This window comes from Reyranella sp., assembly GCF_965228225.1.
GTDB lineage: Bacteria > Pseudomonadota > Alphaproteobacteria > Reyranellales > Reyranellaceae > Reyranella.
This window is the reverse complement of sequence record NZ_OZ245801.1, coordinates 99,013-121,815: the sequence shown is the minus strand read 5'-3', so window position 1 is coordinate 121,815 and position 22,803 is coordinate 99,013. Positions and strand designations below refer to the sequence as shown.

General features: G+C 64.6%; 20 protein-coding genes and 1 tRNA gene. 15 read left to right on the top strand and 6 right to left on the bottom strand.

Going from position 1 to position 22,803, the window contains the following annotated elements; all coding sequences use genetic code 11:
- Positions 1 to 13 precede the first annotated feature (13 nt).
- Entirely contained in the window at positions 14 to 862 is an 849-nt protein-coding gene (locus ACO07K_RS00535) for a hypothetical protein (RefSeq protein ID WP_422033980.1), read from the bottom strand.
- Between the two features lie 36 nt (positions 863 to 898).
- On the opposite strand from ACO07K_RS00535, the gene ACO07K_RS00530 reads away from it, so the two are divergent.
- Positions 899 to 1,762 (top strand): SDR family oxidoreductase, encoded by an 864-nt coding sequence (locus tag ACO07K_RS00530; protein ID WP_422033979.1) that lies wholly within the window; start codon positions 899 to 901, stop codon positions 1,760 to 1,762.
- A 136-nt stretch (positions 1,763 to 1,898) separates the two neighbouring features.
- On the opposite strand, the gene ACO07K_RS00525 is transcribed toward ACO07K_RS00530, so the two are convergent.
- On the bottom strand, positions 1,899 to 2,645 hold the full coding sequence (locus ACO07K_RS00525) for an alpha/beta fold hydrolase (protein WP_422033978.1): 747 nt from the start codon (positions 2,643 to 2,645) through the stop codon (positions 1,899 to 1,901).
- A 59-nt stretch (positions 2,646 to 2,704) separates the two neighbouring features.
- On the opposite strand from ACO07K_RS00525, the gene ACO07K_RS00520 reads away from it, so the two are divergent.
- From ACO07K_RS00520 to infC, 3 genes are all read left to right on the top strand, one after another.
- Entirely contained in the window at positions 2,705 to 3,841 is a 1,137-nt protein-coding gene (locus ACO07K_RS00520; protein WP_422033977.1) for a glycosyltransferase, read from the top strand.
- A 196-nt stretch (positions 3,842 to 4,037) separates the two neighbouring features.
- A complete protein-coding gene (gene thrS / locus ACO07K_RS00515; protein WP_422033976.1) occupies positions 4,038 to 5,981 on the top strand; it encodes a threonine--tRNA ligase in 1,944 nt (647 codons plus the stop codon).
- 59 nt (positions 5,982 to 6,040) lie between these two features.
- Complete coding sequence (infC, locus tag ACO07K_RS00510) at positions 6,041 to 6,577, top strand: translation initiation factor IF-3 (protein ID WP_422036729.1); 537 nt, start codon at positions 6,041 to 6,043, stop codon at positions 6,575 to 6,577.
- A gap of 29 nt (positions 6,578 to 6,606) precedes the next feature.
- Here the strand turns inward: infC and ACO07K_RS00505 are convergent, their stop codons facing one another.
- Both ACO07K_RS00505 and ACO07K_RS00500 read right to left on the bottom strand, forming a co-directional pair.
- Positions 6,607 to 7,545 carry a hypothetical protein gene (locus ACO07K_RS00505; RefSeq protein WP_422033975.1) on the bottom strand — a complete coding sequence of 313 codons (939 nt, stop codon included), beginning with the start codon at positions 7,543 to 7,545 and terminating at the stop codon, positions 6,607 to 6,609.
- Between the two features lie 112 nt (positions 7,546 to 7,657).
- Entirely contained in the window at positions 7,658 to 8,416 is a 759-nt protein-coding gene (locus tag ACO07K_RS00500; protein ID WP_422033974.1) for an SDR family NAD(P)-dependent oxidoreductase, read from the bottom strand.
- 202 nt (positions 8,417 to 8,618) lie between these two features.
- Here ACO07K_RS00500 and rpmI point away from each other — a divergent pair, with 202 nt between their 5' ends.
- The 5 genes from rpmI to lepA all read left to right on the top strand — a co-directional run bounded on the left by rpmI (position 8,619) and on the right by lepA (position 14,702).
- On the top strand, positions 8,619 to 8,822 hold the full coding sequence (gene rpmI, locus ACO07K_RS00495; protein WP_298317193.1) for a 50S ribosomal protein L35: 204 nt from the start codon (positions 8,619 to 8,621) through the stop codon (positions 8,820 to 8,822).
- A 3-nt stretch (positions 8,823 to 8,825) separates the two neighbouring features.
- Positions 8,826 to 9,182, top strand: a complete 357-nt coding sequence (gene rplT, locus ACO07K_RS00490) for a 50S ribosomal protein L20 (protein ID WP_422010413.1) — start codon at positions 8,826 to 8,828, stop codon at positions 9,180 to 9,182.
- A 95-nt stretch (positions 9,183 to 9,277) separates the two neighbouring features.
- Entirely contained in the window at positions 9,278 to 10,378 is a 1,101-nt protein-coding gene (pheS, locus tag ACO07K_RS00485; RefSeq protein ID WP_298317200.1) for a phenylalanine--tRNA ligase subunit alpha, read from the top strand.
- Positions 10,375 to 12,774 (top strand): phenylalanine--tRNA ligase subunit beta, encoded by a 2,400-nt coding sequence (gene pheT / locus ACO07K_RS00480; protein WP_422033973.1) that lies wholly within the window; start codon positions 10,375 to 10,377, stop codon positions 12,772 to 12,774. Before pheS ends, pheT begins: the two co-directional genes overlap by 4 nt.
- Positions 12,775 to 12,899: 125 nt before the next feature.
- The gene (gene lepA, locus ACO07K_RS00475; RefSeq protein ID WP_422010407.1) at positions 12,900 to 14,702 is read left to right on the top strand and encodes a translation elongation factor 4; all 1,803 of its coding nucleotides are present in this window, start codon (positions 12,900 to 12,902) and stop codon (positions 14,700 to 14,702) included.
- A gap of 175 nt (positions 14,703 to 14,877) precedes the next feature.
- Here lepA and ACO07K_RS00470 read toward each other — a convergent pair whose 3' ends face one another.
- Positions 14,878 to 15,225: a hypothetical protein gene (locus ACO07K_RS00470; RefSeq protein ID WP_422010405.1), complete on the bottom strand. Its 348-nt coding sequence runs from the start codon at positions 15,223 to 15,225 to the stop codon at positions 14,878 to 14,880.
- Between the two features lie 121 nt (positions 15,226 to 15,346).
- On the opposite strand from ACO07K_RS00470, the gene ACO07K_RS00465 reads away from it, so the two are divergent.
- Positions 15,347 to 15,436, top strand: a tRNA-Ser gene (locus ACO07K_RS00465).
- 89 nt (positions 15,437 to 15,525) lie between these two features.
- Positions 15,526 to 17,100, top strand: coding sequence for a DUF6538 domain-containing protein (locus tag ACO07K_RS00460; RefSeq protein ID WP_422033972.1), 1,575 nt, complete (start codon positions 15,526 to 15,528; stop codon positions 17,098 to 17,100).
- A 94-nt stretch (positions 17,101 to 17,194) separates the two neighbouring features.
- Here ACO07K_RS00460 and ACO07K_RS00455 read toward each other — a convergent pair whose 3' ends face one another.
- Positions 17,195 to 18,295 carry a hypothetical protein gene (locus ACO07K_RS00455; RefSeq protein WP_422033971.1) on the bottom strand — a complete coding sequence of 367 codons (1,101 nt, stop codon included), beginning with the start codon at positions 18,293 to 18,295 and terminating at the stop codon, positions 17,195 to 17,197.
- Positions 18,296 to 19,174: 879 nt separating this feature from the next.
- Here ACO07K_RS00455 and ACO07K_RS00450 point away from each other — a divergent pair.
- The 4 genes from ACO07K_RS00450 (at position 19,175) to ACO07K_RS00435 (ending at position 22,680) form a co-directional block, all read left to right on the top strand.
- Positions 19,175 to 19,753 carry a hypothetical protein gene (locus tag ACO07K_RS00450; RefSeq protein ID WP_422033970.1) on the top strand — a complete coding sequence of 193 codons (579 nt, stop codon included), beginning with the start codon at positions 19,175 to 19,177 and terminating at the stop codon, positions 19,751 to 19,753.
- Between the two features lie 50 nt (positions 19,754 to 19,803).
- On the top strand, positions 19,804 to 20,205 hold the full coding sequence (locus tag ACO07K_RS00445; protein WP_422033969.1) for a hypothetical protein: 402 nt from the start codon (positions 19,804 to 19,806) through the stop codon (positions 20,203 to 20,205).
- 22 nt (positions 20,206 to 20,227) lie between these two features.
- Positions 20,228 to 21,235 carry a hypothetical protein gene (locus tag ACO07K_RS00440; protein WP_422033968.1) on the top strand — a complete coding sequence of 336 codons (1,008 nt, stop codon included), beginning with the start codon at positions 20,228 to 20,230 and terminating at the stop codon, positions 21,233 to 21,235.
- 155 nt (positions 21,236 to 21,390) lie between these two features.
- Positions 21,391 to 22,680 carry a hypothetical protein gene (locus ACO07K_RS00435; protein ID WP_422033967.1) on the top strand — a complete coding sequence of 430 codons (1,290 nt, stop codon included), beginning with the start codon at positions 21,391 to 21,393 and terminating at the stop codon, positions 22,678 to 22,680.
- The last annotated feature ends 123 nt before the right edge of the window (positions 22,681 to 22,803 follow it).

Below are 22,803 nucleotides of genomic sequence, written 5' to 3'. Positions count from 1 at the left end.
GGCTTGAACGAGGCTATCGCTTCCCGCCGGGCGGCGGGGTCGTCGGGGCGGCGGGCGCAGGAGCGCCGGCATTGGCGAGCCCGGCTTCGGCGCGGCGCGCGGCCGGGGTGCCCGCCGGCACCAGTCGCAGCACGCGGGTGAAGTCGGCGTTGGCGGCATCGCGCGACCCGCGGGCGAGATGGGTGAAGCCGCGTTCGAGCAGCGCCTCGGTGTGATCGGGCGCGATCGCCAGGGCACGGTTGAGGTCGATCAGGGCGCGCCCGGGGTCCCGGGCATTGCGCCAGGCCGCGGCGCGCAGGACCAGCGCGTCGATATCGTCCTGGCGCAGGCGGAGGGCCCGGTCGAAGTCGGAGATGGCGCGCGGCCACGACTGCATCGCGGCATAGGACAGGCCGCGATCGATCCAGAGGTCGGGATCGTCGGCCTTGAGTTCGAGGGCGCGGCTCTGCGCCGCGGCGGCCCTGTCGGCCGCGCCGGCTTCCATCCAGGCCTGCCCCGCCTGGGCATAGAGTTCGGCCCGCAGCCCCGGCCGGTCCTGGCCCATGTCGCGGGCAATGGCCTCGAACTGCGCAGCGGCCTGGGCATATTTGCCCGACTGGAACATGGCGAGGGCGACGCAGTGGCGAGCGCCCAGGCCACCGCCCTCGGCGATCCATTTTTCGGCCGCCGGCAGCGCGCGCAGCGGTTCCATGCGGGCAAGCCGCATGCAGTCGTTGTAGCGCTGGACGTGATCGGGCCGCACTTCCAGCGCCGGCGGTCCGGGCAGGGGTTTGGCGGGGATCACGGGAATGGGCTGGGCGAGCGCCGGCGACGCCGCAAGGACGAGAAGCGGCAGCCATAGCGGCTTGAGGCGAAACAACATGGTTGAAAAGAACCGTGCCGCGAGGTTCCTGACAAGATGACAAGACGACTTTTCATTTTCGGTCTGGGCTTCAGCGGCCTTGAAATCGCCAAGCTTGCAAGGGCCGAAGGCTGGACGGTGGCCGGGACTTGCACGACCGAGGAGAAGGCACGCAGGCTGCGCGGAGCCGGGATCGAGGCCCATCGGTTCGACGGCACGGCGGCGCTGTCGTCCGAGGCCTTCGGTGAGCCCAGCCATGTCGTGTGCACGATCGCGCCCGGTTCCGAGGGCGATCCGGCGCTGCGCACCTGCCGCGAACTGCTCGGCCAGGCGCGCTGGCTGGGCTACCTCTCGACCACCGGCGTCTATGGCGACCACGAGGGCGGCTGGGTCGACGAGACGACGACGCCCCTTCCCACCCAGCCGCGCAGCCAGCAGCGGCTCGCCGCCGAACAGAGTTGGCGCGCGCTTGCCGCCGGGACGGGCGCGTCTCTCCACATCCTGCGCCTGCCGGGCATCTACGGTCCCGGCCGCAGCACCCTCGAGCGTGTGAGAGCCGGCACGGCGCAGCGCATCGACAAGCCGGGCCAGGTCTTCTCGCGCATCCACGTCGAGGACCTCGCCGCGAGCGCGATGAAGGCCGCGGCGCGCGAGACCGGGACGGAGATCTGGAACGTGGCCGACGACCTGCCAGCCTCGAATGCCGACGTCATCGCCTATGCCTGCGAGCTGCTGGGAAGGCCGGTGCCGCCGGTCGTCCCCTGGGAAGAAGCGGCGCCCACGATGTCGGCGATGGCGCGCTCCTTCTATTCGGAGAGCCGTCGCGTCAGGAACGACAAGCTCAAGAACGAGTTGGGCGTCAGGCTGCGCCATCCGACCTATCGCGAAGGATTGCGGGCCATCGCAATGACCGGTGGTTAATCCACCTTTGTCATCGCGGGCGGGTTAACCCCCGCCCTGAAGCGCAGCGAAGGATCTCACGCCAGCTCCGGAGTCTTTTGATCGCTCCATCAGGTCCTTCACTTCGTTCAGGACGACAGCGAGCATCTCGAATGCCCTACCCCACCAGCTCCTCGACCGTCGCGATCAGGCGGGCGATGTCGGCTTGGGTGCTGAGACGGTGGTCGCCGCCCTTGATGAAGGTAGTGACGACCTCCGGGGCCTCGAGATGCTTCGCGATCTGCAGCGAATATTCCCACGGCACGTCGGGATCGCTCTGGCCATGCAGCAGCAGCACCGGACAGGGCAGCGCCAGCGGCTTGTCGAGCAGCAGGTGATGGCGCCCCTCCTCGATCAGCTTCCAGGTGAAGACCGACGGTTCCGGCGAATATTGCGACGGACGTTCGAGCCGGCCGTCGCGCTCCAGGGTCGCGCGGTCCGCAGGCGAGAGGCCCTTCAGCAGCATGCGTTCGGTGAAGTCGGGCGCGGCGGCGATCAGCACGAGACCGGCCAGCCGTTCGGGACGCGCGCGGGCCGCCAGCAACGACAGCCATCCGCCCATGCTCGACCCGACCAGCACGAGCCTGCCCGTCGTGAGCCGGTCGATCGCCGCGAGCGAATCGTCCAGCCAGCGGCCGATCGTGCCGTCCTCGAAGCGGCCGGACGACTGGCCATGGCCGAAATAGTCGAAGCGCAGGAAGGCGTGGCCGGTCTTCTCGGCCCAGGCTTCGAGCGCCACCGCCTTGGTGCCGGTCATGTCGGACCGGAAGCCGCCGAGGAAGACGACGGTCGGCGCCCGTCCTTCGGTCACCGCGTAGGCGATGGTGTGTCCGTCGTCGCGCTGAAGCCGGTCGACCCTACCCACGCTGTTCCTCCCGTGTTACCTGCTGCCGCCCTCCAATCCTCTAGCCAAAAGCAACGCCCGTGTCCGCGCCAACCCTGCTTCAGATCGTTCCGACCCTGGCCGGTGGCGGCGTGGCGCGCGCCACGCTGGAGGCCGCGCAGGCCGTCATCGCGGCCGGCGGCTCGGCGATCGTGGCGTCGCCCGGCGGCAGCCTGGTTCCCGACCTGCTGAGGCTGCGCGCCACTCACATCGAACTCCCGGCTTCGCCGCACCCGCTGTGGGGACGGTTGACCCTGCCCGGCAAGCTCGTGTCGAGCCTGCGCGACGCGAAGGTCGACGTCATCCAGGCACGCTCGCCCGCTTCCGGCTGGGTCGCGCGCGCACTGGCGCGACGGCTGGGCGTCAGGTGGATCGCGACCCTGCATCGGCCGTTCCTCGCCTCCGATCTCGCGAGGCGGTTCGTCGAGGGCCGCCAGTCGCGCGCCGATGCGGTGATCGCGGTGTCGCAGCATGTCGCGCGGGATGCGCTGGAACGTTTCCCGGCCCTCCAGGACCGTCTGGAGATCATCACCCCCGGCATCAACTTCGACCGGTTCGATCCGGCGATCGTGCGCGCCGACCGCCTGATCCGCCTGGCCGGCGAGCTGCGCGTGCCCGACGGCAGCCATCTCGTTCTGTGCCCCGGCCGCTTCGGCGAGGATAATGGCCAGAAGATCCTGGTCGAGGCGATCCGGCTGCTGGGACGGGAGGACGTGTTCTGTCTCCTGCTGGGCTCGACCGGCGCCACGACTCCCTTCGAGAAGGAGCTCGAACGCACGATCGAGGCGGCGCAGCTCAACGGCCGCGTCCAGATCGGCCCCTATGTCGACGACATGCCGGCCGCCTACATGCTGGCCGACGTCGTGGTCTCGACCGGTGGCGCACGGCAAGGCTTCAGCCGCGCCCTGGTCGAAGCCCAGGCGATGGGACGGCCCGTCGTCGCCGAGGATGGCGGCGGGGCTGCCGAAACCATCCGGCCCGATGGCGTGACGGGCTGGCTGGCCCCGGCAGGCGATCCCGCTTCCCTCGCCGAGGCCCTGCAGGCCGCTCTGTCGCTTTCGATCGAGCGACGCGCGGAACTCGCGCGCACGGCGCAGGAGCATGTGCGCAGTACCTACAGCCTCGCGCAGTCCAACCAGCAGCTGCTGGCCCTCTATCATCGTCTGGCCGGCGGCTGACCTTGACTCGCGGGGGCCCGGCAACTATCTCCGGGCTCATGGAACGTCGGTTTTTCACCGCTCCTGCCGTTATCACCACCGTCCGAACTTGAATCGGCCGGGCGCGCGCACTCGTGCGGCTTCCCGGCCTGCCGCTGCCGACCCTGTTGAGTCGGCGGATGGATTGCGTTTGGAATTTCGTTAGCTGGTGACTTCAATGATCAATATTTCTCTCCCGGACGGTTCGGTCCGGTCCTTCGACAAGCCGGTCAGCGGCGCCGAGATCGCGGCCTCGATCGGTCCGGGTCTTGCCAAGGCGGCGCTCGCGCTGCGCGTCGACGGCAAGATGGTCGACTTGGCCCACGTGGTCGACCGAGACGCCAGGATCGGCATCGTGACGTCGCGCGACCCCGATGCGCTGGAACTGCTGCGCCACGATGCGGCGCACGTGCTGGCCCAGGCGGTGCAGGAGCTCTTTCCCGGCACGCAGATCACGTTCGGCCCCTCGACGGAGGACGGCTTCTATTACGACTTCGTCCGCGACCAGCCCTTCTCGCCCGACGACTTCGCGAAGATCGAGCAGCGCATGGGCGAGATCGTCGACCGCGACCTGCCGATCGAGCGCTCGGTGTGGGATCGTGCGCAGATCAAGGACTACTTCGTCCAGCACGGCGAGAAGTTCAAAGCCGAGTGGGCCGACGAACTGCCGAAGGACGAGGAGATCTCGGTCTACAAGCAGGGCGACTGGCTCGACATGTGCCTGGGGCCGCACCTGCCCTCGACGGGCAAGCTCGGCAAGGCCTTCAAGCTCACGAAGGTGTCGGGCGCCTACTGGCGCGGCGACAAGAACAACGCCCAGCTCCAGCGCGTCTACGGCACGGTCTTCTTTTCCGATAAGGACCTGAAGGCCTATCTGCACCGCATCGAGGAGGCCGAGAAGCGCGACCATCGCCGCCTCGGCCGCGAGATGGGCCTCTTCCACCAGCAGGAAGAAGCCGCGGGCATGGTGTTCTGGCACCCCAAGGGCTGGACGTTCTGGCGCACGCTGGAGAGCTACATACGGCGCAAGCTGGATGCCGGCGGCTACCAGGAAGTGAAGACGCCGCAGCTCGTCGATCGCAAGCTGTGGGAAGCCTCGGGCCACTGGGAGAAGTTCCGCGAGAACATGTATCTCAGCGAGAACGAGGAAGGCCTGCGCGAGTTCTTGGCCGACGACGACAAGCGCATCTTCGCGCTGAAGCCGATGAACTGCCCCTGCCACGTGCAGATCTTCAACCAGGGCCTTCGCAGCTATCGCGAGCTGCCGCTGCGCATGGCCGAGTTTGGCTCGTGCCATCGCTTCGAGCCGTCGGGCGCGCTGCACGGCATCATGCGCGTGCGCAACTTCACGCAGGACGATGCCCACATCTTCTGCAGCGAGGAGCAGATCGAGAGCGAGACGATCCGCTTCTGCGAGCTGCTGGGCTCGATCTACAAGGACCTGGGCTTCCCGGACTATTTCGTGAAGTTCTCGGATCGTCCGCCGGTGCGCGCCGGCTCGGATGCGGTGTGGGACCAGGCCGAGGGCGCCCTCAAGGCGGCGTCCAAGGCGGCCGGGCTCGACCTCGTCCTCAATCCCGGCGAAGGCGCCTTCTACGGTCCCAAGCTGGAATTCGTGCTGCGCGACGCGATCGGCCGCGACTGGCAGTGCGGCACGCTGCAGGTCGATTTCGTGCTGCCCGAGCGGCTGGACGCGGCCTATGTGGCCGAGGACGGATCGCGCAAGCGGCCGGTCATGCTGCACCGCGCCATCTTCGGCAGCTTCGAGCGCATCATCGGAATCCTGATCGAGAACTATGCCGGCCGTTTCCCGCTCTGGCTGGCGCCGACACAAGCGGTGGTGGTCACGATCGTGAACGACGCCGATGGCTATGCCGAGGAGGTCGCGGCAGCGCTGCGGGCCGCCGGCATGCGGGTCGACACCGACCTGCGCAACGAGAAGATCAACTACAAGGTCCGCGAGCATTCGCTGGCCCATGTCCCGCTGATCCTCGCGGTCGGCCGACGCGACATGGAAGCCCGCACGGTGGCGATCCGCCGGCTGGGCTCGGAAAAGCAGGAGGTCCTTGAACTCGGGGCCGCCGTCACTACACTTTCAACCGAGGCCCGGCCGCCCTTCTAGGGCGGCCAGGTTTCCAGACCCGCCCCGAAGCCGGGGCTTCAGCACAGGAGAAGTGAGCCATAGCACGACCTGCCCAACAGACTGCGCCCACCCGCGAGGGTCCGCGCGTCAATGCCGAAATCCGAGCCGCGCAAGTCCGTCTCATCGACGAGAACGGCGAGATGGTCGGCGTGCTGAGCACGCGCGAAGCCATCGAGATGGCCGAAGAGGCCAGCCTCGACCTGATCGAGATTTCGCCCAACGCCGTACCGCCGGTCGCCAAGATTTCCGACTACGGCAAGTACAAGTACGAGGCCCAGAAGAAGGCCCACGAGGCGCGCAAGCACCAGAAGGTCATCGAGGTCAAAGAGATCAAGATGCGCCCGAACATCGATGAACATGACTACGAAGTGAAGATGCGCGCCATGAAGCGGTTCATCGAGGAAGGCGACAAGGTGAAGGTCACCCTGCGTTTCCGCGGCCGCGAGATGGTGCATTCCAACCTCGGCATGGAGGTGCTGAACCGCGTGCGCGGCGAGATGGACGAGCACACCAAGATCGAGTCGATGCCGCGCATGGAAGGCCGGCAGATGATCATGGTTCTGGCGCCCAAGTGACGCCAGGCCGGTAGCGCCGACAGCGGCCCTCAGTTCTTCGGGGGCCGCTGGCGCAATGTCACCGTCCCGGTGGCGCGATACTCATCCGGATTGAAGCGCCCGGTCGTCACGACATTGTCGGGCCAGGTCACCGCGTAAGCGGTTTCGCCGGCGAACGACATGGGCCCCTCCGCCTTCGCCGACTGCCAGTAATCGCAGCGCACCGCATCGGCGGGATCGATCTGTTGCGCGAGACAGAACTGGTGCAGCACGTAAGGCATGAACCGCGCGCGAGCTCCCTCCGGCGAGGTCGCGACATTCAAGCCGAACGAGGCGGGCTGCTGGTTGCAGCGCAGACGGGCGACGATCTCGGATGCGCCCGGCGCGCGCCGCTGGAGGCTTTCCAGTTCCATCCTCAGAGCTTCGAGCGCCCGCGTTCGCGCGGCTTCCGTGAAGCCGGCGGCGATCAGATCCGCCTCGTAACGTCCGATGACCTCGGCCACCGGCGCTTCCGGATAGCCGGCCCGTGCGAGGTCGCGCGACCAGGAGAGGGTCTCGAGCGCCCGCACCGCCATTTCGCCGGTGAGGCCCGAGCTCTCGCCCCACGCGCCCAACACGTTCTCCGGACTCCAGCAATATTTCAGCAGATTGTAGCCGCCCGCCTCCACCGGCAGGGCGCGCGTCTTCTGGATCCCGATCGACTTCGCGACCACGGTCTTCATCAGCAGGTACTGGACGCCGGGATTCTGCCGTACCTTCTCGGAGCTGGAGAGCGCCGTCAGTGGCGTGGCGGCAGCCTGTGCGTTCGCTGGCGGCGCCGGCGCCGCGTCCAGCCGAGGAGCGGAGACGGGGGGCGCCGGCAACTGGGCTCGTGCCGGCATCGCGGCCAGAAACGCCAGAAGAGCAAACGCTGCAATTTTCATCGGACCGGGTTTCCTGAGGACGGACGGCGGGAGATGGCAATCCTCGCCCGTCGGATAACGCTTCAAACCTCTCGTCGTTGCGGTCTCTACGTGACCTTTCCTCAGCCCAAGCGCGATCCACTCGCGATCGCGCCTGCTTCGCGACCTCCATCGAGACGGGAAAGAAGCAGCCGCCCTGTCAGGGCATGTAGGAGCCGCCGTTGACGTGCAGCACCTGGCCCGTCGTGGCGTCGGAGTCGTCGGAGGCGAGGAAGACGGCGGTACGGGCGATCTGCTCCGGCGTGAGCAGCTTGCCGCCCAGCGGGATGTTGGCGCGCGCCATCTCGACGAGCTCGGCATCGGTGTTGCCGTAGCGCGGCTGGGCCGTGTCCGTCGTGCCGGGCGCGATCGCGTTGACCCGGATGCCGTGCGGGGCCAGTTCGAGGGCCATCGCCCGCGTCATCGAGACCACGCCGCCCTTGCTCGCGCTGTAATGGACGCCGCGCGCGGCGCCGCGGATCGCCTGCGAGGAGAGATTGATGATCGCCCCACCCGTCCGGCCGGCGGCGATCAGGGCCCTGGCGACGGCGATGGCGGCGAAGCAGCCCGCCTTCAGGTTGATGTCCATGAGATAGTCCCAGTCGCTCTCCTGCATCTCGAGCAACGGCACGCGCGGATAGACGCCGGCATTGTTCACCAGGATGTCGGGCGGTCCGAGCACCTCGACCGTTTCGGCGACCATTGCCTCGATCTCGGCCACCTGGGAGACGTCGGTCTTCAGGAGATGGGCCCGGCGGCCGAGCTGGGCGATGTCGCGCGCCACCGCCTCGGCGCCCGCCCGGTCGTCGAGCCAGCTCACGGCCACGTCGGCGCCCTCGCCCGCCAGCGCCCGCGCGATCGCCGCCCCGATGCCCTGCTGGGCGCCCGTCACCAGTGCCACCTTGCCTGCCAGTTTCATGCGAAAATCCCCGTGAAAGGGCCTTTCGGCCCGGTCCCGGCATGCTTGCACGTATCGGGCCGCCTCTGTATAAGCCGCGTTCCTTCGAGTGGCTTGGCCAATAAGGGCATTGCCTCGGCTGCTTTGTAAGGACCTTCCGGCCGTCTGTTCACAGGGGGTCGGGACCGGCGCGCAAGCGCTAACCCTTTGAAAAGGAACAAAAATGCCCAAGATGAAGACCAAGAGCGGAGCCAAAAAGCGTTTTCGCTTCACGGCCTCCGGTAAAGCGAAGCATGGAGTCGTGGGCAAGCGCCACGGCATGAGCAAGCGCGGCAACCGCTTCCTCCGTCAGGCGACCGGCATGGCGATCATGTCCGATCCGGACACCCGGATCCTGAAGCGCAACTTCTTCCCGTACGCGAGGTAGACCATGGCACGCGTAAAGCGGGGCGTGGTTGCACACGCCCGTCACAAGAAGGTCCTGAAGCTCGCCAAGGGCTATCGCGGCCGCTCCAATGCGGCGTTCCGCGTCGCCATCGAGAAGGTCGAGAAGGGCCTCCAGTATGCCTATCGCGACCGCCGCAACAAGAAGCGCGCGTTCCGGGGCCTCTGGATCCAGCGCATCAACGCGGCGACCCGCGAGCATGGCATGACCTACTCCCAGTTCATGAACGGCATCATCAAGGCCGGGATCGAGATGGACCGCAAGGTCATGGCCGATCTCGCGACCCGTGAGCCGGCAGCGTTCAAGGCTTTGGTCGATCAGGCCCAGGCCGCCCTCAAGTAGTCTTTCGCGCGTCACGCGCGGCAGATAGCAATCGCAAAGAGGGAGCCTGGACCACAGGCTCCCTTTTTTCGTGTTCGGTTTCGAGAGTGGGAAAGATGGACGATCTTTCGACGATTCGCAGCGAGGCGCTCGACGCCGTCCAGGCCGCCGCCGATCTCGGCGCGCTGGAAGCCGCCCGCGTGGCGGCGCTCGGCAAGAAGGGCAGCGTCACCGGCCTGATGAAGACGCTGGGCGGGCTCGCGCCCGAGCAGCGCAAGGAATTCGGCGCGCGCGTGAACCAGCTCAAGGGCGAGATCGAGGCCGCGCTCGAGGCCCGCAAGGGCTCGCTCAGCGCCTCGGCGCTCGAGGCCCGGCTGGTCGCCGAGAAGATCGACGTCACCCTGCCGGCGCGGCCCGAGGGACAGGGCACGCTGCACCCGATCGGCCAGGTGATGGACGAGGTCGGCGCAATCTTCGGCGAGATGGGCTTCACCTGGGCCGACGGTCCCGACATCGAGGACGACTGGCACAACTTCACCGCTCTCAATATCCCGCCGGACCATCCGGCGCGCCAGATGCAGGACACGTTCTACCTGCCGCCGCGCGCCGACGGCACGCCGATGGTGCTGCGCACCCATACCTCCCCGGTGCAGGCGCGCACCATGCTGAGCAAAGACGTGCAGAAGCGTCTGGCCGACGGCGGCTCTCTGCGCATCATCGTGCCCGGCCGCACCTTCCGCATCGACAGCGACGCCACGCACACGCCGATGTTCCACCAGGTCGAAGGGCTGGTGATCGACCGCACGACGCATATGGGCCATCTCAAGGGCTGCCTGGTCGATTTCTGCCGCGCCTTCTTCGAGGTCGACGACCTGCCGCTGCGCTTCCGCCCCTCCTACTTCCCCTTCACCGAACCGTCGGCCGAGGTCGATATCGGCTGCTCGTGGAAGGACGGCGAACTGAAGATCGGCGCCGGCGATTCGTGGCTGGAAATCTTGGGCTCGGGCATGGTGCATCCCAACGTCATCGCCAATTGCGGCCTCGATCCCGCCATCTACCAGGGCTTCGCCTTCGGCATGGGCATCGATCGCATCGCCATGCTGAAATACGGCATTCCCGACCTGCGGGCCTTCTTCGACGCCGACCTGCGCTGGCTGCGCCACTACGGCTTCTCGGCCCTGGAAACTCCCTCGCTCACCGGAGGGCTCGGACGATGAAATTCACCCTGTCCTGGCTCAAGGAGCATCTCGAGACCGAGGCCACGCTGGCCCAGGTGCGCGACACGCTCACCATGCTCGGCCTCGAGGTCGAGGGCCTGACCGATCCCGCCGAGTCCCTGAAGGGCTTCGTCGTGGGCTACGTGGTCGAGGCGGTGCAGCATCCCAACGCCGACCGGCTGCGGGTCTGCAAGGTCGATACCGGCAGCGGCACGGTCGTCCAGGTCGTGTGCGGCGCGCCCAACGCGCGCACCGGCATGAAGGGCATCTTCGCGCCGACCGGCAGCTACATTCCCGGCACCGGCATCACGCTGAAGGCCAGCAAGATCCGCGGCGAGGAGAGCAACGGCATGCTCTGCTCCTCTCGCGAGCTGCAGCTCGGCGACGACCATAGCGGCATCATCGACCTGCCGGCCGAAGCGGTGGCCGGCCAGTCCGCCGCCGAGGCGCTCGGTCTCGGCGACGCGGTGATCGAGATCAAGGTGACGCCCAACCGCGGCGATTGCCTGGGTGTGCACGGCATCGCCCGCGACCTCGCGGCCGCCGGCCTCGGCACGCTGAAGCCGGTCAAGGCCGACAGGAACGCCGGCAGCTATGCCAGCCCGATCAAGTGGACGCACGACTATGTGCCCGCGCCGGACAGCCCCTGCCCGATCGTGGTCGGCCGTCATTTCCGCGGCGTGAAGAACGGTCCCTCGCCCGACTGGCTGCAGCGTCGGCTGAAGGCGATCGGCCTGCGCCCGATCTCGACCCTGGTCGACATCACCAATCTGGTGACCTTCGACCTCAACCGGCCGCTGCACGTGTTCGATGCGGCGAAGCTCTCCGGCGATCTGGTCATGCGCCAGGCCCGCGAGGGTGAGCAGATCCTGGCGCTCGACGGCAAGACCTACACGCTCGATCCGGCGGTCTCGGTGATCGCCGATGCGAAGGGTGTGCACGGGATCGGCGGCATCATGGGCGGCGAGGAGACCGGCGTGCAGGAGAGCACGACCGAGGTGTTCCTCGAGGCCGCCTATTTCCAGCCGATCGGCATCGCCGCCTCGGGCCGCAAGCTCGGCATCCTGTCGGACGCGCGCTATCGCAACGAGCGCGGCATCGATCCGAAGTCCTGCTGGTGGGGTGCCGAGGTCGCGACGCGGCTGATCCTCGACCTGTGCGGCGGCGAGTGCAGCGAGCTGGTGTCGAGCGGCGTCATGCCGACGTGGCAGCGCAGCTACACGCTGCGCACAGACCGCGTGCAGACGCTGACCGGCATCGAGGTCTCTTCTCCCGACACGGTGTCCATCCTCACGAAGCTTGGCTTCGGCGTCGAGGGTAGCGGCCCGTGGACCGCTTCCGTGCCGTCGTGGCGTCCCGACATCGTGGGCGAGGCCGATCTCGTCGAGGAAGTGACGCGGGTGTTCGGTTTCGACAAGATTCCGACCACCTCCCTGCCGCCGGTTTCGACCATGTCGCGGCCGGTGCGCGACCCGCTGCAGCGCCGCACGCCGCAGGCCCGCCGGGCGCTGGCCGCGCGCGGCATGAACGAGGCCGTGACCTGGTCCTTCCTGCCGCTGAAGAAGGCCGAGCGTTTCGGCGGCGGCGGCGCCGACGTGCGGCTGCTCAACTCGATCGACGCCACGCTCGACACGATGCGGCCCTCGATCCTGCCCAACCTGATCGACGCGGCCTCGCGCAACGAGGCGCGCGGCCTGTCCGATCCGGCGCTGTTCGAGGTCGGGCCGCAGTACAAGGACGCGACGCCGCAGGGCCAGCGCACCGTGGCCGCCGGCATCCGCCACAACATGGCGGTGCCGCGCAACTGGGCAGGACCCGCGCGCACCGTCGACGCCTTCGACGCCAAGGCCGATGCGCTGGCGGTGCTGGCCGCGGTCGGCGCGCCGGACACGCTGTCGTCGCAGGCAGGCGCACCGAACTGGTATCACCCCGGTCGCTCGGGCGCGCTCAAGCTCGGCGATCGCGTGATGGCCTATTTCGGCGAGCTGCATCCCGAGATCGTCGCGGCCGCCGACCTCAAGGGCCCGGTCGCCGCCTTCGAGGTGTTCCTCGATGCGCCGCCGCTGCCCAAGGCGAAGGCCACCAAGGCGCGGCCGAAGCTCGTCCTGTCGGCCTTCCAGCCGCTCGAGCGCGACTTCGCGTTCCTGGTCGATGCCGGCGTCGAGGCGGAAAAGCTGGTGCGCGCCGCCCGCAACGCCGACAAGGTGATGATCACGGCCGCCCGCGTCTTCGACCTCTATGCCGGCAAGGGCGTGCCGGAGGGCAAGAAGTCGCTGGCCATCGCCGTCACCTTGCAACCGGTCGAGCGTACCTTGACCGATGCGGAGATCGAGGCGGTTTCCGATAAGATCGTGGCGGCCGTCGCGAAGGCGACGGGTGCCGTGCTGCGTGGGTAACACTTTTGTCGCCCTGAGCGCAGCGAAGGACCTCGCGCCTACCCCAGAGAACGCCTTTGGAAGCAGCGCCAGATCCTTCGCCGCGCTCAGGATGACAATGAAAGTTGAATTGGGCTCGAAGTGAAATGACCGACCTGTCGTTGATCCGAAACTTCTCGATCATCGCCCATATCGACCACGGCAAGAGCACGTTGGCCGACCGGCTGCTCATGGCCTGCGGCGCGGTGACGGAGCGCGAATTCCACGACCAGATGCTCGATTCGATGGATATCGAGCGCGAGCGCGGCATCACCATCAAGGCGCAGACCGTGCGCCTCAACTACAAGGCCAAGGACGGCAAGACCTACGTCCTGAACCTGATGGATACGCCGGGCCACGTCGACTTCGCCTACGAGGTCAGCCGTTCGCTGGCGGCGTGCGAGGGCTCGCTGCTGGTGGTCGACGCCAGCCAGGGCGTCGAGGCGCAGACGCTGGCCAACGCGTATCACGCGATCGAGGTCAATCACGAGATCATCCCGGTCCTGAACAAGATCGATCTTCCGTCCGCCGATGCCGAGCGCGTCTGCCGCGAGATCGAGGACGTGGTGGGCATCGACACGTCCGAAGCCGTCATGGTCTCGGCCAAGACCGGCATCGGCATCGACGACCTGCTCGAGGCCATGGTCAAGCGCCTGCCGGCACCGACCGGCGATCGCGAGGCGCCGCTCCAGGCGCTGCTGGTCGACAGCTGGTACGATCCCTATCTCGGCGTCGTCACCCTGGTGCGCGTCAAGCACGGCGTCCTGCGCCGGGGCATGAAGATCCGCATGATGGCGGCGGCCGCGGCCTACGACCTCGACAAGGTCGGCGTGTTCGCGCCCAAGGCCACCGACGTGGCGGAGCTCGGACCGGGCGAGATCGGCTTCATCATCGCCGGCATCAAGACCATCGCCGACTGCAAGGTGGGCGACACCATCACCGACGACCGCAAGCCCGCGACGGAGATGCTGGCGGGCTTCAAGCCCAGCGTCCCCGTGGTGTTCTGCGGCCTGTTCCCGGCCGATGCCGCCGAGTTCGAGGTGCTGCGCGAGTCGCTCTCGAAACTTCGCCTCAACGACTCCTCGTTCCATTTCGAGGCCGAGACCAGCGCGGCGCTGGGCTTCGGCTTCCGCTGCGGCTTCCTGGGCCTCCTGCATCTCGAAATCGTGCAGGAGCGGCTGGAGCGCGAGTTCAATCTCGACCTCGTCACGACGGCGCCTTCGGTCGTCTACAAGGTCGCGATGGTCGACGGGACGTCGATGGAGCTGCACAACCCGGCCGACTACCCCGACCAGATGAAGATCGAGTCGATGCAGGAGCCGTGGATCAAGGCCACGATCATCACGCCCGACGAGCATCTGGGCTCCGTGCTGACGCTCTGCCAGGAACGTCGCGGCCAGCAGCTCGAGCTCACCTATGCCGGCACGCGCGCCATGGCGATCTATCGCCTGCCGCTGAACGAGGTCGTGTTCGACTTCTACGACCGGCTGAAGTCGATGACGCGCGGCTATGCCAGCTTCGACTACGAGATGGACGGCTACGAGCAGAGCGACCTGGTGAAGCTCTCCATCCTGGTGAACGCCGAGCCGGTCGATGCGCTGTCGATGATCGTCCACAAGAACGCCGCCGAGAGCCGCGGCCGCCAGCTCTGCGAGCGGCTGAAGGACCTGATCCCCCGCCAGCTCTTCAAGATCGCCATCCAGGCCGCGATCGGCGGCCGCGTGGTCGCGCGCGAGACCATCAGCCCGATGCGCAAGGACGTGCTGGCCAAGTGCTACGGCGGCGACATCAGCCGCAAGAAGAAGCTCCTGGAGAAGCAGAAGAAGGGCAAGAAGCGCATGCGGCAGATCGGCGAGGTCGAGATCCCGCAGTCGGCCTTCATCGCCGCCCTCAAGATGGACAGCCGGTAGGGTCTTTTCGCTTCCCGTTCACCCACCGAAACACCACCACCAACCTCATCCTGAGGAGGTCGCGTAGCGACCGTCTCGAAGGATGGGAACGCGCACCTCGCCTGTTGCCCATCCTTCGAGACGCGGCCCGCGGCCGCTCCTCAGGATGAGGAAGGTGGCTATCGCCAGCCGGCGATCACAGGAGCCCGCCGCGGCGGCGGCGCGGGCGCGAGCCCGCGAGAAAGCCGGGATCCGGGCGCCCGAGATCGCGGCGGCCGATCCACAGCAGGACGAGGCCGAGCACAAGGAAGGCCGGCACCGCCGGCACCGTGAGCAGCGGCCGCATCATCCAGGTCCACAGCACGCCCGACAGGTGGCGCCGCGCCGATGTCTGCGTGTTCCCGAGCGAGGCCGGGTCGAGATGCGCCCACAGGCTGCCGAAGGTCGAGAAAGGATAGCTGCCCTGCGACCACCAGGTCAGCAGGTCATGCACGATCACTGCGACAGCCAGGGCCAGGAACAGCCAGCCCAGGGCCCGAAACACGACCATTACTCCCCCAAGCGCCGGCCAGGTACCGGCTGGACCCTAGCCAAGCGGCCCGCGGCAGGGAAGACCGTTGCCCAAACCATCCACCGCGCTATAAGAGCGGCCGACCGCGCTTCCCGGACAGGTGGCCGAGCGGTTTAAGGCACACGCTTGGAAAGCGTGCGTGGTGTAACAGCCACCGCGGGTTCGAATCCCGCCCTGTCCGCCAGTGGCCTCCAAAAGGCCCGTAAATAAAGGAACATCAGGCTTTCTCGACACTCTTTGGGCCGCGCTGGTACAAAGGAGTGGTACAAAGTCGTGACGGTTCTCTGCATGGCGCGCCCTTGGCGGCACCCCAAGTCTGGCAAGCTCTACTTCCGAAAAGCGATCCCGGAGCGCCTCCGGAAGGCAGCCGGATTGCGCGAGTTCAAACGCTCGCTCGACACGAGCGACGCGCGCGAGGGACGCAAGCGCCACTCGGCAATGGCGGGCGAGTACGATGCTCTTATCGAGCGTCTCGAAGCGCCGCCTCTCCCGACCGTTGAGGCCGAACAGGTACAAGCAATCGCGGTGACCCCTGGCGATCTCCACGCGCTTGCGGGAGACCTCTGGCGGTGGCTCTTGGAACGCTACACGGCGTCTCCTGCCCCGGATGAGGCGTTCTCGAATGCTGCGCCTAGTGGCCCGTGGGGAGCCGCCTCTGAACCATGGACGGCACAACGCTACGCGCTCCAATGGGGCCGTCGCCGCCGAACCCCTGCGGCCGAGCAAGGAATCGTCGCGAAGTTCGTTGGGGACTTCCTTGCGGAGAAGCGCATTGGTCTTGGAGCGGGTGACCGCAGCGCGTTCTGTGAAGCGGCGCGAGACGCTATCGACGGCGCTCTAGGAGACCTCCAGAGGCGCTATCGCGGGGACCTCACGAACAGCCCCATGCTTGCGCGCTACCCCGAGGGACGCCCGAACACTCCCCAAGCGCGCCCATCGGTGAAGATCACGGGGCTCATCGACGCCTGGACGAAGGCCCGGGAGAACGTCCGCCAGAGAACCCGCGACGAATGGGAGCGACGCCTTCGGCAGTTCTCTGAGTTCGTGGGCCATGACGACGCTTTGGCCGTGACCGGCAAGGACCTTCGCCGCTGGCGCGATCATCTCCGCACGAATGACTGCAAGGCCAAGACGATCAACGAGTCGTGCATCGCTCCGCTCAAGGCGATCTTTGCGGCGGCGGAAGCGGAAGACGTACTCAAGGTAAATCCGTTCGCGTCTCTAAAGATTGCCCTGAAGGAGGACAAGACGAAGGAGAAGCCACGGCGCCCATACACCGACACGGAAGCAGCTAAGCTCCTGAAGGCCGCCCGCAAGCGTCCTGACGCGCTCCGCTGGCTGACGTGGCTCCTCGCCTATACCGGGGCGCGCATCAACGAACTCGCTCAGCTTCGGAAAGAGGACGTGATGAAGGCTGGCACGATCCCGTTTCTTCGGTTCACCACGAGCGACGCCAAGGGTCACGAGATCAAGACGAGTTCGTCCAGGCGTGACGTCCCAATCCACAAGGCTCTGGTGGACGAAGGCTTCTTGAAGTGGGTAGCCAAGGCAGAGGCCGGATGGCTGTTCGTAGACCTCCCCGAGGGCCGCTATGGGCGGCGCGGCGATGCTGCCTCTAAGCGATATGGACGATGGGCGCGCGATGAAGTTGGCATCATGGATACGCGCGTGGTGGCCCACTCGTGGCGGCATCGGATGGAAGACAAGCTCAGGGAAGTCGAGTGCCCCGATGAGGTTGCCGATAGTATTCTTGGGCACGCCCGAGAGGGGCAGAGAGCGACCTATGGTGATGGACCACCACTTCGAGTGAAAGCTAAGTGGATTGCCCGCCTACACACGAGCATCTGAGCGCGCTTCTGCAGCCATTCACGTCGTCATCGTTCAAGACTCAATCAATCCATGAAAGCAAACGCAGCCGCAATCAAACACACCCCCTCTCTGACTACTTCGCGTCTTCGGGTTCTCCGATCTCAATCCAATTGATTATGAAATTCGCGCTCCACGGGCCTCCAGCCACCCGCGTTGTCCAAGTGTTGAAGCTCTTTGTGCCAATGCTATCAACCCGCAGGACAAGCATATCGACTGGATGAGCCTCCGAGACAGAAGCAATTACAATCGGTGGCTTCTTGTACGCCCTAGTCAACGGGATGCCGCTATCCCTTCGCGTATTTCCATCGTTGGCAGGCCCGGCAGTATACGAGCCAGCAGCAATCCTATTCTGCTTCTTCGCAAGGGCGTCGACTACGGACGCATTATTCTTCGCCACGTATGCGATTTTTTCGTCCAGTTCCGCCTGCCTGCGAATCAGATCCGTTGACCACGCTCGGGGCATCAAAGCATCAGTTGGTATCGTAAGGCTGAAGGGGCCTTGGTTGGTTAGAATCGCGATGTGGGCTTCCGGGTAAGAAAGAGTGCCGTCCCTCTCTTCAATTGGTATGCGCGCACAAGAGATGCTGTAGGTGCCATCAGCAATAGATTTTCTGATATCCAGATCGGCTTTGGTCGTTTTAGGGGAGCTATCACTGTCGGGAGCGGTACAGGCAAGCAGCTTTTCGTCCACTCTAACGCCCTGGACATCAACTTTTTGCCCGCCCCGTCCGATGGCAACAGTGACATTTGTTCTGGATATCAGTGGGTCAAATGTCACGTTCTTATTTGAGAGACGAACACAGTCAACGAATGAGGTGAGTGCCTCTCGAACCACTATAGACTGCTGCTGATCAACCTTCTCCTTCAGGTAGTCCGATTGAGACATTTCGCGGCAAAAGCTTTCAAGCTTCTGGGAGGCGGACCCCGTTCCCAAGTTGAACCGGATAGGTATCTGCTTCACAACCGCTTCAATGCCAATGTCTGTTTGATTGCTACTGCTTTGATTTAATGATCGGCAGTAGTTGCTATAGATGGATTGAGCGATCACAACATCTGAGTTGTAAGAGGTGAGGTCTCGCGAAGCATACCTGAGGATGCCTGTACAGACGTCCTGAGCGTGAGCGGCTGTATTGACGAACATGGCACCAACGAGAAAGACAACCTTGAGCTTCATCCCGCACTCCCTACTCCACGTTCATATCACCAATTTTCGGCGGCGAGTGTAAAGAGAAACTTCTCTCTATGCGCGTATCTCGACATTTGCCGTGGAGGCCATCGCGCGCTCTCCGTACCTCTTTGCTTGAGAAAAGACTTAAATATCATTAAGTTATGCCAGCCGTGGGCCAATGGCGGACCAAGCAACATCACCCCGGAGCCTCCCAAATGCCTCTCGCCATCATCCGCCGTAGCCCCGGCCGTCACACTCTCACGAGTGTCAACCCGCACTTCACCATCGACCTCTCACGGTTCTTCACCGTCACCCGAGACAACCAAGGGCTCCGCGCGGATCGCGCCGGGGAGTTCCAGCTCTAAGAAATCGATCCAGGAAGAGACTGGAATTCCCATGGAATACGGCAAAGCCTTTGATCTGAATGCCGTAGCAATTCGAGGCGGTGACCGGGTGCAGATTGTTTCTTCTTGCATCGGGTCAACTCCTTTGAGATTTTGGGGGTGTGCAGAGCACCTTGAACTACTCATTGTCAGACTTCCCTAGCCGGTTTCTCAGCGTTCTCTTCGAGACCCACGTAGCGTCTCCACCGGCTACTCCCGCCGCGACACATCAAGAGCTTCCCAGGAGAGCACGTGCTGCTTAGGCAGCCCAGCTCCTCACCTCCGCAGCAAGCGCGGCCACCTCATCATCTACCAGACCAACAGCGCGGGGCACCGTCACGGCAGCCCTCAGCTATCGCAAACCCGACTCTGGAATTGGGAGAACGGACTTTGCCGAAAGACACCGCTTGGCACGAAGAGGACCTCTACGACGAACAGCGGCTAATCGAGGAAGACGCCATGAGGCGCGGCTTGCGGAGGGTTCCTTACGAAGCGCGAGCGGGTGCCCGATCACGTCGAGCGTCCGGTCCTCGCCCAGCTCGAAAGCGACATGATGAGGGCGACGGGTAACCCTGCGGCCATGGTGTCCGTCATTGAGCTCTCGATCACGCTCTTCAATCAGCGGAGCATCGGGCGCGACACGCACATGAAGTTCATGGACGACGCGCGCTCATGGTCCACCTTCGATCCGGACGCCCAGCGCAAGCTCAACTCTCCGGAAGTCGAGAAGGTCCGTAGGGCGGCGGAGAGACTGTTCACCGAGGATATTGCCAAGGGTGGACGCTACGAAGTTGAGGGCCTCGCTCGGTTCATTGGGGATTGCGCAAATCGCTTCAGCGATGATGCCGCTCTAAGAGCCTATTGCGACCGCGCGGAGAAATACCTTGTGACGATAACCCCTTCGGATGGCCCCTTCGGCCGACTCCTAATAGCTGTGCGGGCCAATACGAACCTCGTGAACTGGTCAATGAAAAACGATACTGCCGTTAGGGCGAAGATGCTTCGGATAGCAAGGATTGAAGAGGATTGGGGGATGGCCGTGAGGTATCGGCTGCGGCAACTAGAGAAGGAGAGACGCTAGTTGCGTAGACTTGCCGTTAAGCAGCTCCACTTGGGGATAAGGGGGGATTGATGCGCATTCTTACGGACCGTGAGAGAGATAGCGTTGATGCGCTTTCTCGCGTCTTCAAGGCAGTGTACGTCATGCAGGCCATTCAGAACGATCGGCTATTCAGGTTCGGCTGCCTCGGAGGCCGAGACCCTAACAGCTACATCACTGCGATACGGCGGCTCGCACAGTGTGGGAAGCGCGTGGACCAAGTTGAGGAGAGCTGGCGGTACGCCATTATCTGCGATCTTCCCGACTGTGATAGCGCGCAGATTACCGAGCATGAGCGCAGTTTGCGCCGGGTGCTGATCGGGGCAAGGCGCGAAGGCGCTCTTTACCGCAGCATAGGAGGCGACCGCTTTGCAGATGGCGACATTGCTGTAGTGCGAGATGCGTTCACAGGATTGTTTGGTGGTCCAAGGTAGCTGCTCGGTGCGAGAGATGCGTTTGCCTGCGGTTATTGTGGGAGGGGCCTCGGTCGCCTTCTTGATTTTCACCGGGCAGTGCTGGGCCTGGGGCGCGACGGGCCACGAGTGGGCCTCCGGGATAGCCATTGAGAAGCTCCCGGCCACCCTCCCGGCATTCATCCGGACACCTGAATCCATAGCCGAGATAGCCGTCATGGGCCGGGAGCTAGATCGCTCCAAGGGCTCTGGCAAGACGCACGACGCCGAGCGCGATCCGGGCCACTACGTCGACCTTGCGGACGACGGGTCGGTCGAGGGTGTCCTTCCTCTCGCGAACCTCCCGGCGACCCGCGAGGAATACGACACGCTCCTACGGGCAGGCGGCAAGACGCAATACAAGGCGGGGTACCTGCCCTACTCCATCGTTGACGGCTTCCAGCAACTCCGGAAGGACTTCGCCTATTGGCGGGCGCTCACCAAGGCAATGGAGACCGCGAGCACCCCAGAGGAGCGCGCTTGGTTCGAGGCGGACCGACGCCTTCGCGAGAAGCTCACGCTCCGTGACGTGGGCGTCTGGAGCCACTACGGCGGGGACGCTTCGCAGCCCCTTCACGTGTCGGTGCACTACAACAGCTGGGGCAACTATCCGAACCCCGAGGGCTACACCACGAAGAAGGTCCATGCGTACTTCGAGGGCGAGTTCGTAAGGCGCAACCTGTCGCGTTCGGCGGTGGCCGCTGAGGTCGGTCCGTATCAGCCTTGTGGCTGCTCAATCGAAGTCAAAACCAAGGGCCTGCTCCTCGCTTCGCTCGCCCAAGTCGGCCCTCTGTGCGCGCTAGAGAGGGACGGCGGCTTCAAGCGGGGCGATCAGCGAGGCACGGCGTTCGCCACAACGAGGCTCGCGGCAGGCGCTACGGCGGTGCGCGATATGATCGTAATGGCTTGGGAGGAGAGCACGGAGACGCCCGTGGGGTATCCGATGGTGAATGTGAGGGATATCGAGAGTGGCAAGGTGCGTGCTGCGCGGGAGATGTTTGGCGCGGACTAAAGCGATCAGCGATTCGGTTGCATCACGGTGATGCAATGACTGCCCTCAGTCCCGATGGGTAGGTGCTGGAGCAATGCGTCGAGCCTCCGCCGAGTCGTGTTTCCTTTGTTCAAATGGTAGAGTTCCAGATCAGACGAAATGGATTCGGGGGACTTATGGCTGACGAAGAAAAGGCCACCTTGGGAGAACTCAATTCAGTGGTGGCCGCAATCCAAGGCTGGGGCGATGAGAGGCTTTACACCGAGATTAACGGGTGGAGTGCTCCTGCCCTGAACAAGCAGGACCTCGCCGCGATTTTTCAGACGTTCGCTGGGCAGCTTGAGGCGAAAGCTGCGACGGGCCTTTCCCAAGACCTCATTGACCGCTTACCAAATATTCACAATCGCTTGCGGACTTTCAGAAAGGTAGGTCTCAGCCAGTTTCCGGGCAACGCGCCAACCGCCAGCGGGCCAGCGGCGCTGTTCGTAGAGTGGCTCAGGCTACAACTTGAACCGACACAACCAGATTGGGAACGCATTCATCCTGATGCGCTACCTACCAAAATTCGCAGGCGGTTGAGAGCGGCAAACGCGAGCCTCGATTCTCTCGAACCTGATGTAAATGTGCTCGGCGCGAAGATAAGCGAAATCAATCAAGCGCACGAAGCGGCGCTTTCGTTGCCCACAGACCTCCAGTCTCTTCAAGAGGCCAATGGCCACCTCAAGAAGATAGCGAGTGAATCGGAGGCTTCCAAGGGCGCGATAGAAGCCGCCAAAGAGGAGGCTGAGGAACATCTGAAGGCACTGGCATCGGCTCGCACGGAAGCAAAGCAAACTCTTGAGCTGGTACAGCAAGCCTATGCAGCAGCAACCAGCCGGGGCCTTGCGGCGGCCTTTGAAGAGCGCTCAAACAAGCTAACGAGATCCGTCGCATATTGCGTAGTGGGCCTCATAGCTGCGTTAGGCATTGGTGCGTATATCGGCTCAGCTCGCGTTGCGGCCCTTTCCATGGCGATTGCTTCGGGCCAAGAGTGGGGCCGTCTACTTACAGAACTTGTGTTTGCTGTTTTGAGTATTGGTGCTCCGCTATGGTTTGCTTGGCTCATGACGAAGCAAATAGGGCAGCGGTTTCGAATGGGCGAGGACTACGCCTTCAAAGCTTCTGTAGCGAAAGCATATGAAGGTTTTCGCAGAGAGGCCGTGAGAATTGATCCTGTTTTTGAGGCTAGGTTATTTGGCTCAATCTTGACCCGCCTTGATGAAGCCCCCCTACGACTAGTGGAAGCTACCAGCCATGGAAGCCCATACCAGGAGCTTTTCAACTCCGAACACTTTCGAAGGGCCCTCGAACTTGTTCCCGAGTTGAAAGACCAGTTCATTTCTGCGGCCAAGGCCGGCTTTGGCAAGGTAGCTCTCGGGAGAACCCCCTCCGCAAATGAAGTCGCGGCACCGAAACCTGAGGCGTAGCGTCAGATGGGGAACCTATCCCGTCATTTTCCTCCCCGCCGGGACAGGCGGGGCGCCAAGCGCCTCCCGAGAGTGTGGGAAGCAGCACACGACAAACTAGGTTTCGGGCCAAGTCTCTGGTAC

Bases quoted from the DNA above. Each gene is read 5' to 3' on its own strand.
- ACO07K_RS00535 (WP_422033980.1), bottom strand. From the start codon at position 862: ATGTTGTTTCGCCTCAAGCCGCTATGGCTGCCGCTTCTCGTCCTTGCG.
- ACO07K_RS00530 (WP_422033979.1), top strand. From the start codon at position 899: ATGACAAGACGACTTTTCATTTTCGGTCTGGGCTTCAGCGGCCTTGAA.
- thrS (WP_422033976.1), top strand. From the start codon at position 4,038: ATGATCAATATTTCTCTCCCGGACGGTTCGGTCCGGTCCTTCGACAAG.
- ACO07K_RS00500 (WP_422033974.1), bottom strand. From the start codon at position 8,416: ATGAAACTGGCAGGCAAGGTGGCACTGGTGACGGGCGCCCAGCAGGGC.
- rpmI (WP_298317193.1), top strand. From the start codon at position 8,619: ATGCCCAAGATGAAGACCAAGAGCGGAGCCAAAAAGCGTTTTCGCTTC.
- rplT (WP_422010413.1), top strand. From the start codon at position 8,826: ATGGCACGCGTAAAGCGGGGCGTGGTTGCACACGCCCGTCACAAGAAG.
- pheS (WP_298317200.1), top strand. From the start codon at position 9,278: ATGGACGATCTTTCGACGATTCGCAGCGAGGCGCTCGACGCCGTCCAG.
- pheT (WP_422033973.1), top strand. From the start codon at position 10,375: ATGAAATTCACCCTGTCCTGGCTCAAGGAGCATCTCGAGACCGAGGCC.
- lepA (WP_422010407.1), top strand. From the start codon at position 12,900: ATGACCGACCTGTCGTTGATCCGAAACTTCTCGATCATCGCCCATATC.
- ACO07K_RS00455 (WP_422033971.1), bottom strand. From the start codon at position 18,295: ATGAAGCTCAAGGTTGTCTTTCTCGTTGGTGCCATGTTCGTCAATACA.
- ACO07K_RS00445 (WP_422033969.1), top strand. From the start codon at position 19,804: ATGCGCATTCTTACGGACCGTGAGAGAGATAGCGTTGATGCGCTTTCT.
- ACO07K_RS00435 (WP_422033967.1), top strand. From the start codon at position 21,391: ATGGCTGACGAAGAAAAGGCCACCTTGGGAGAACTCAATTCAGTGGTG.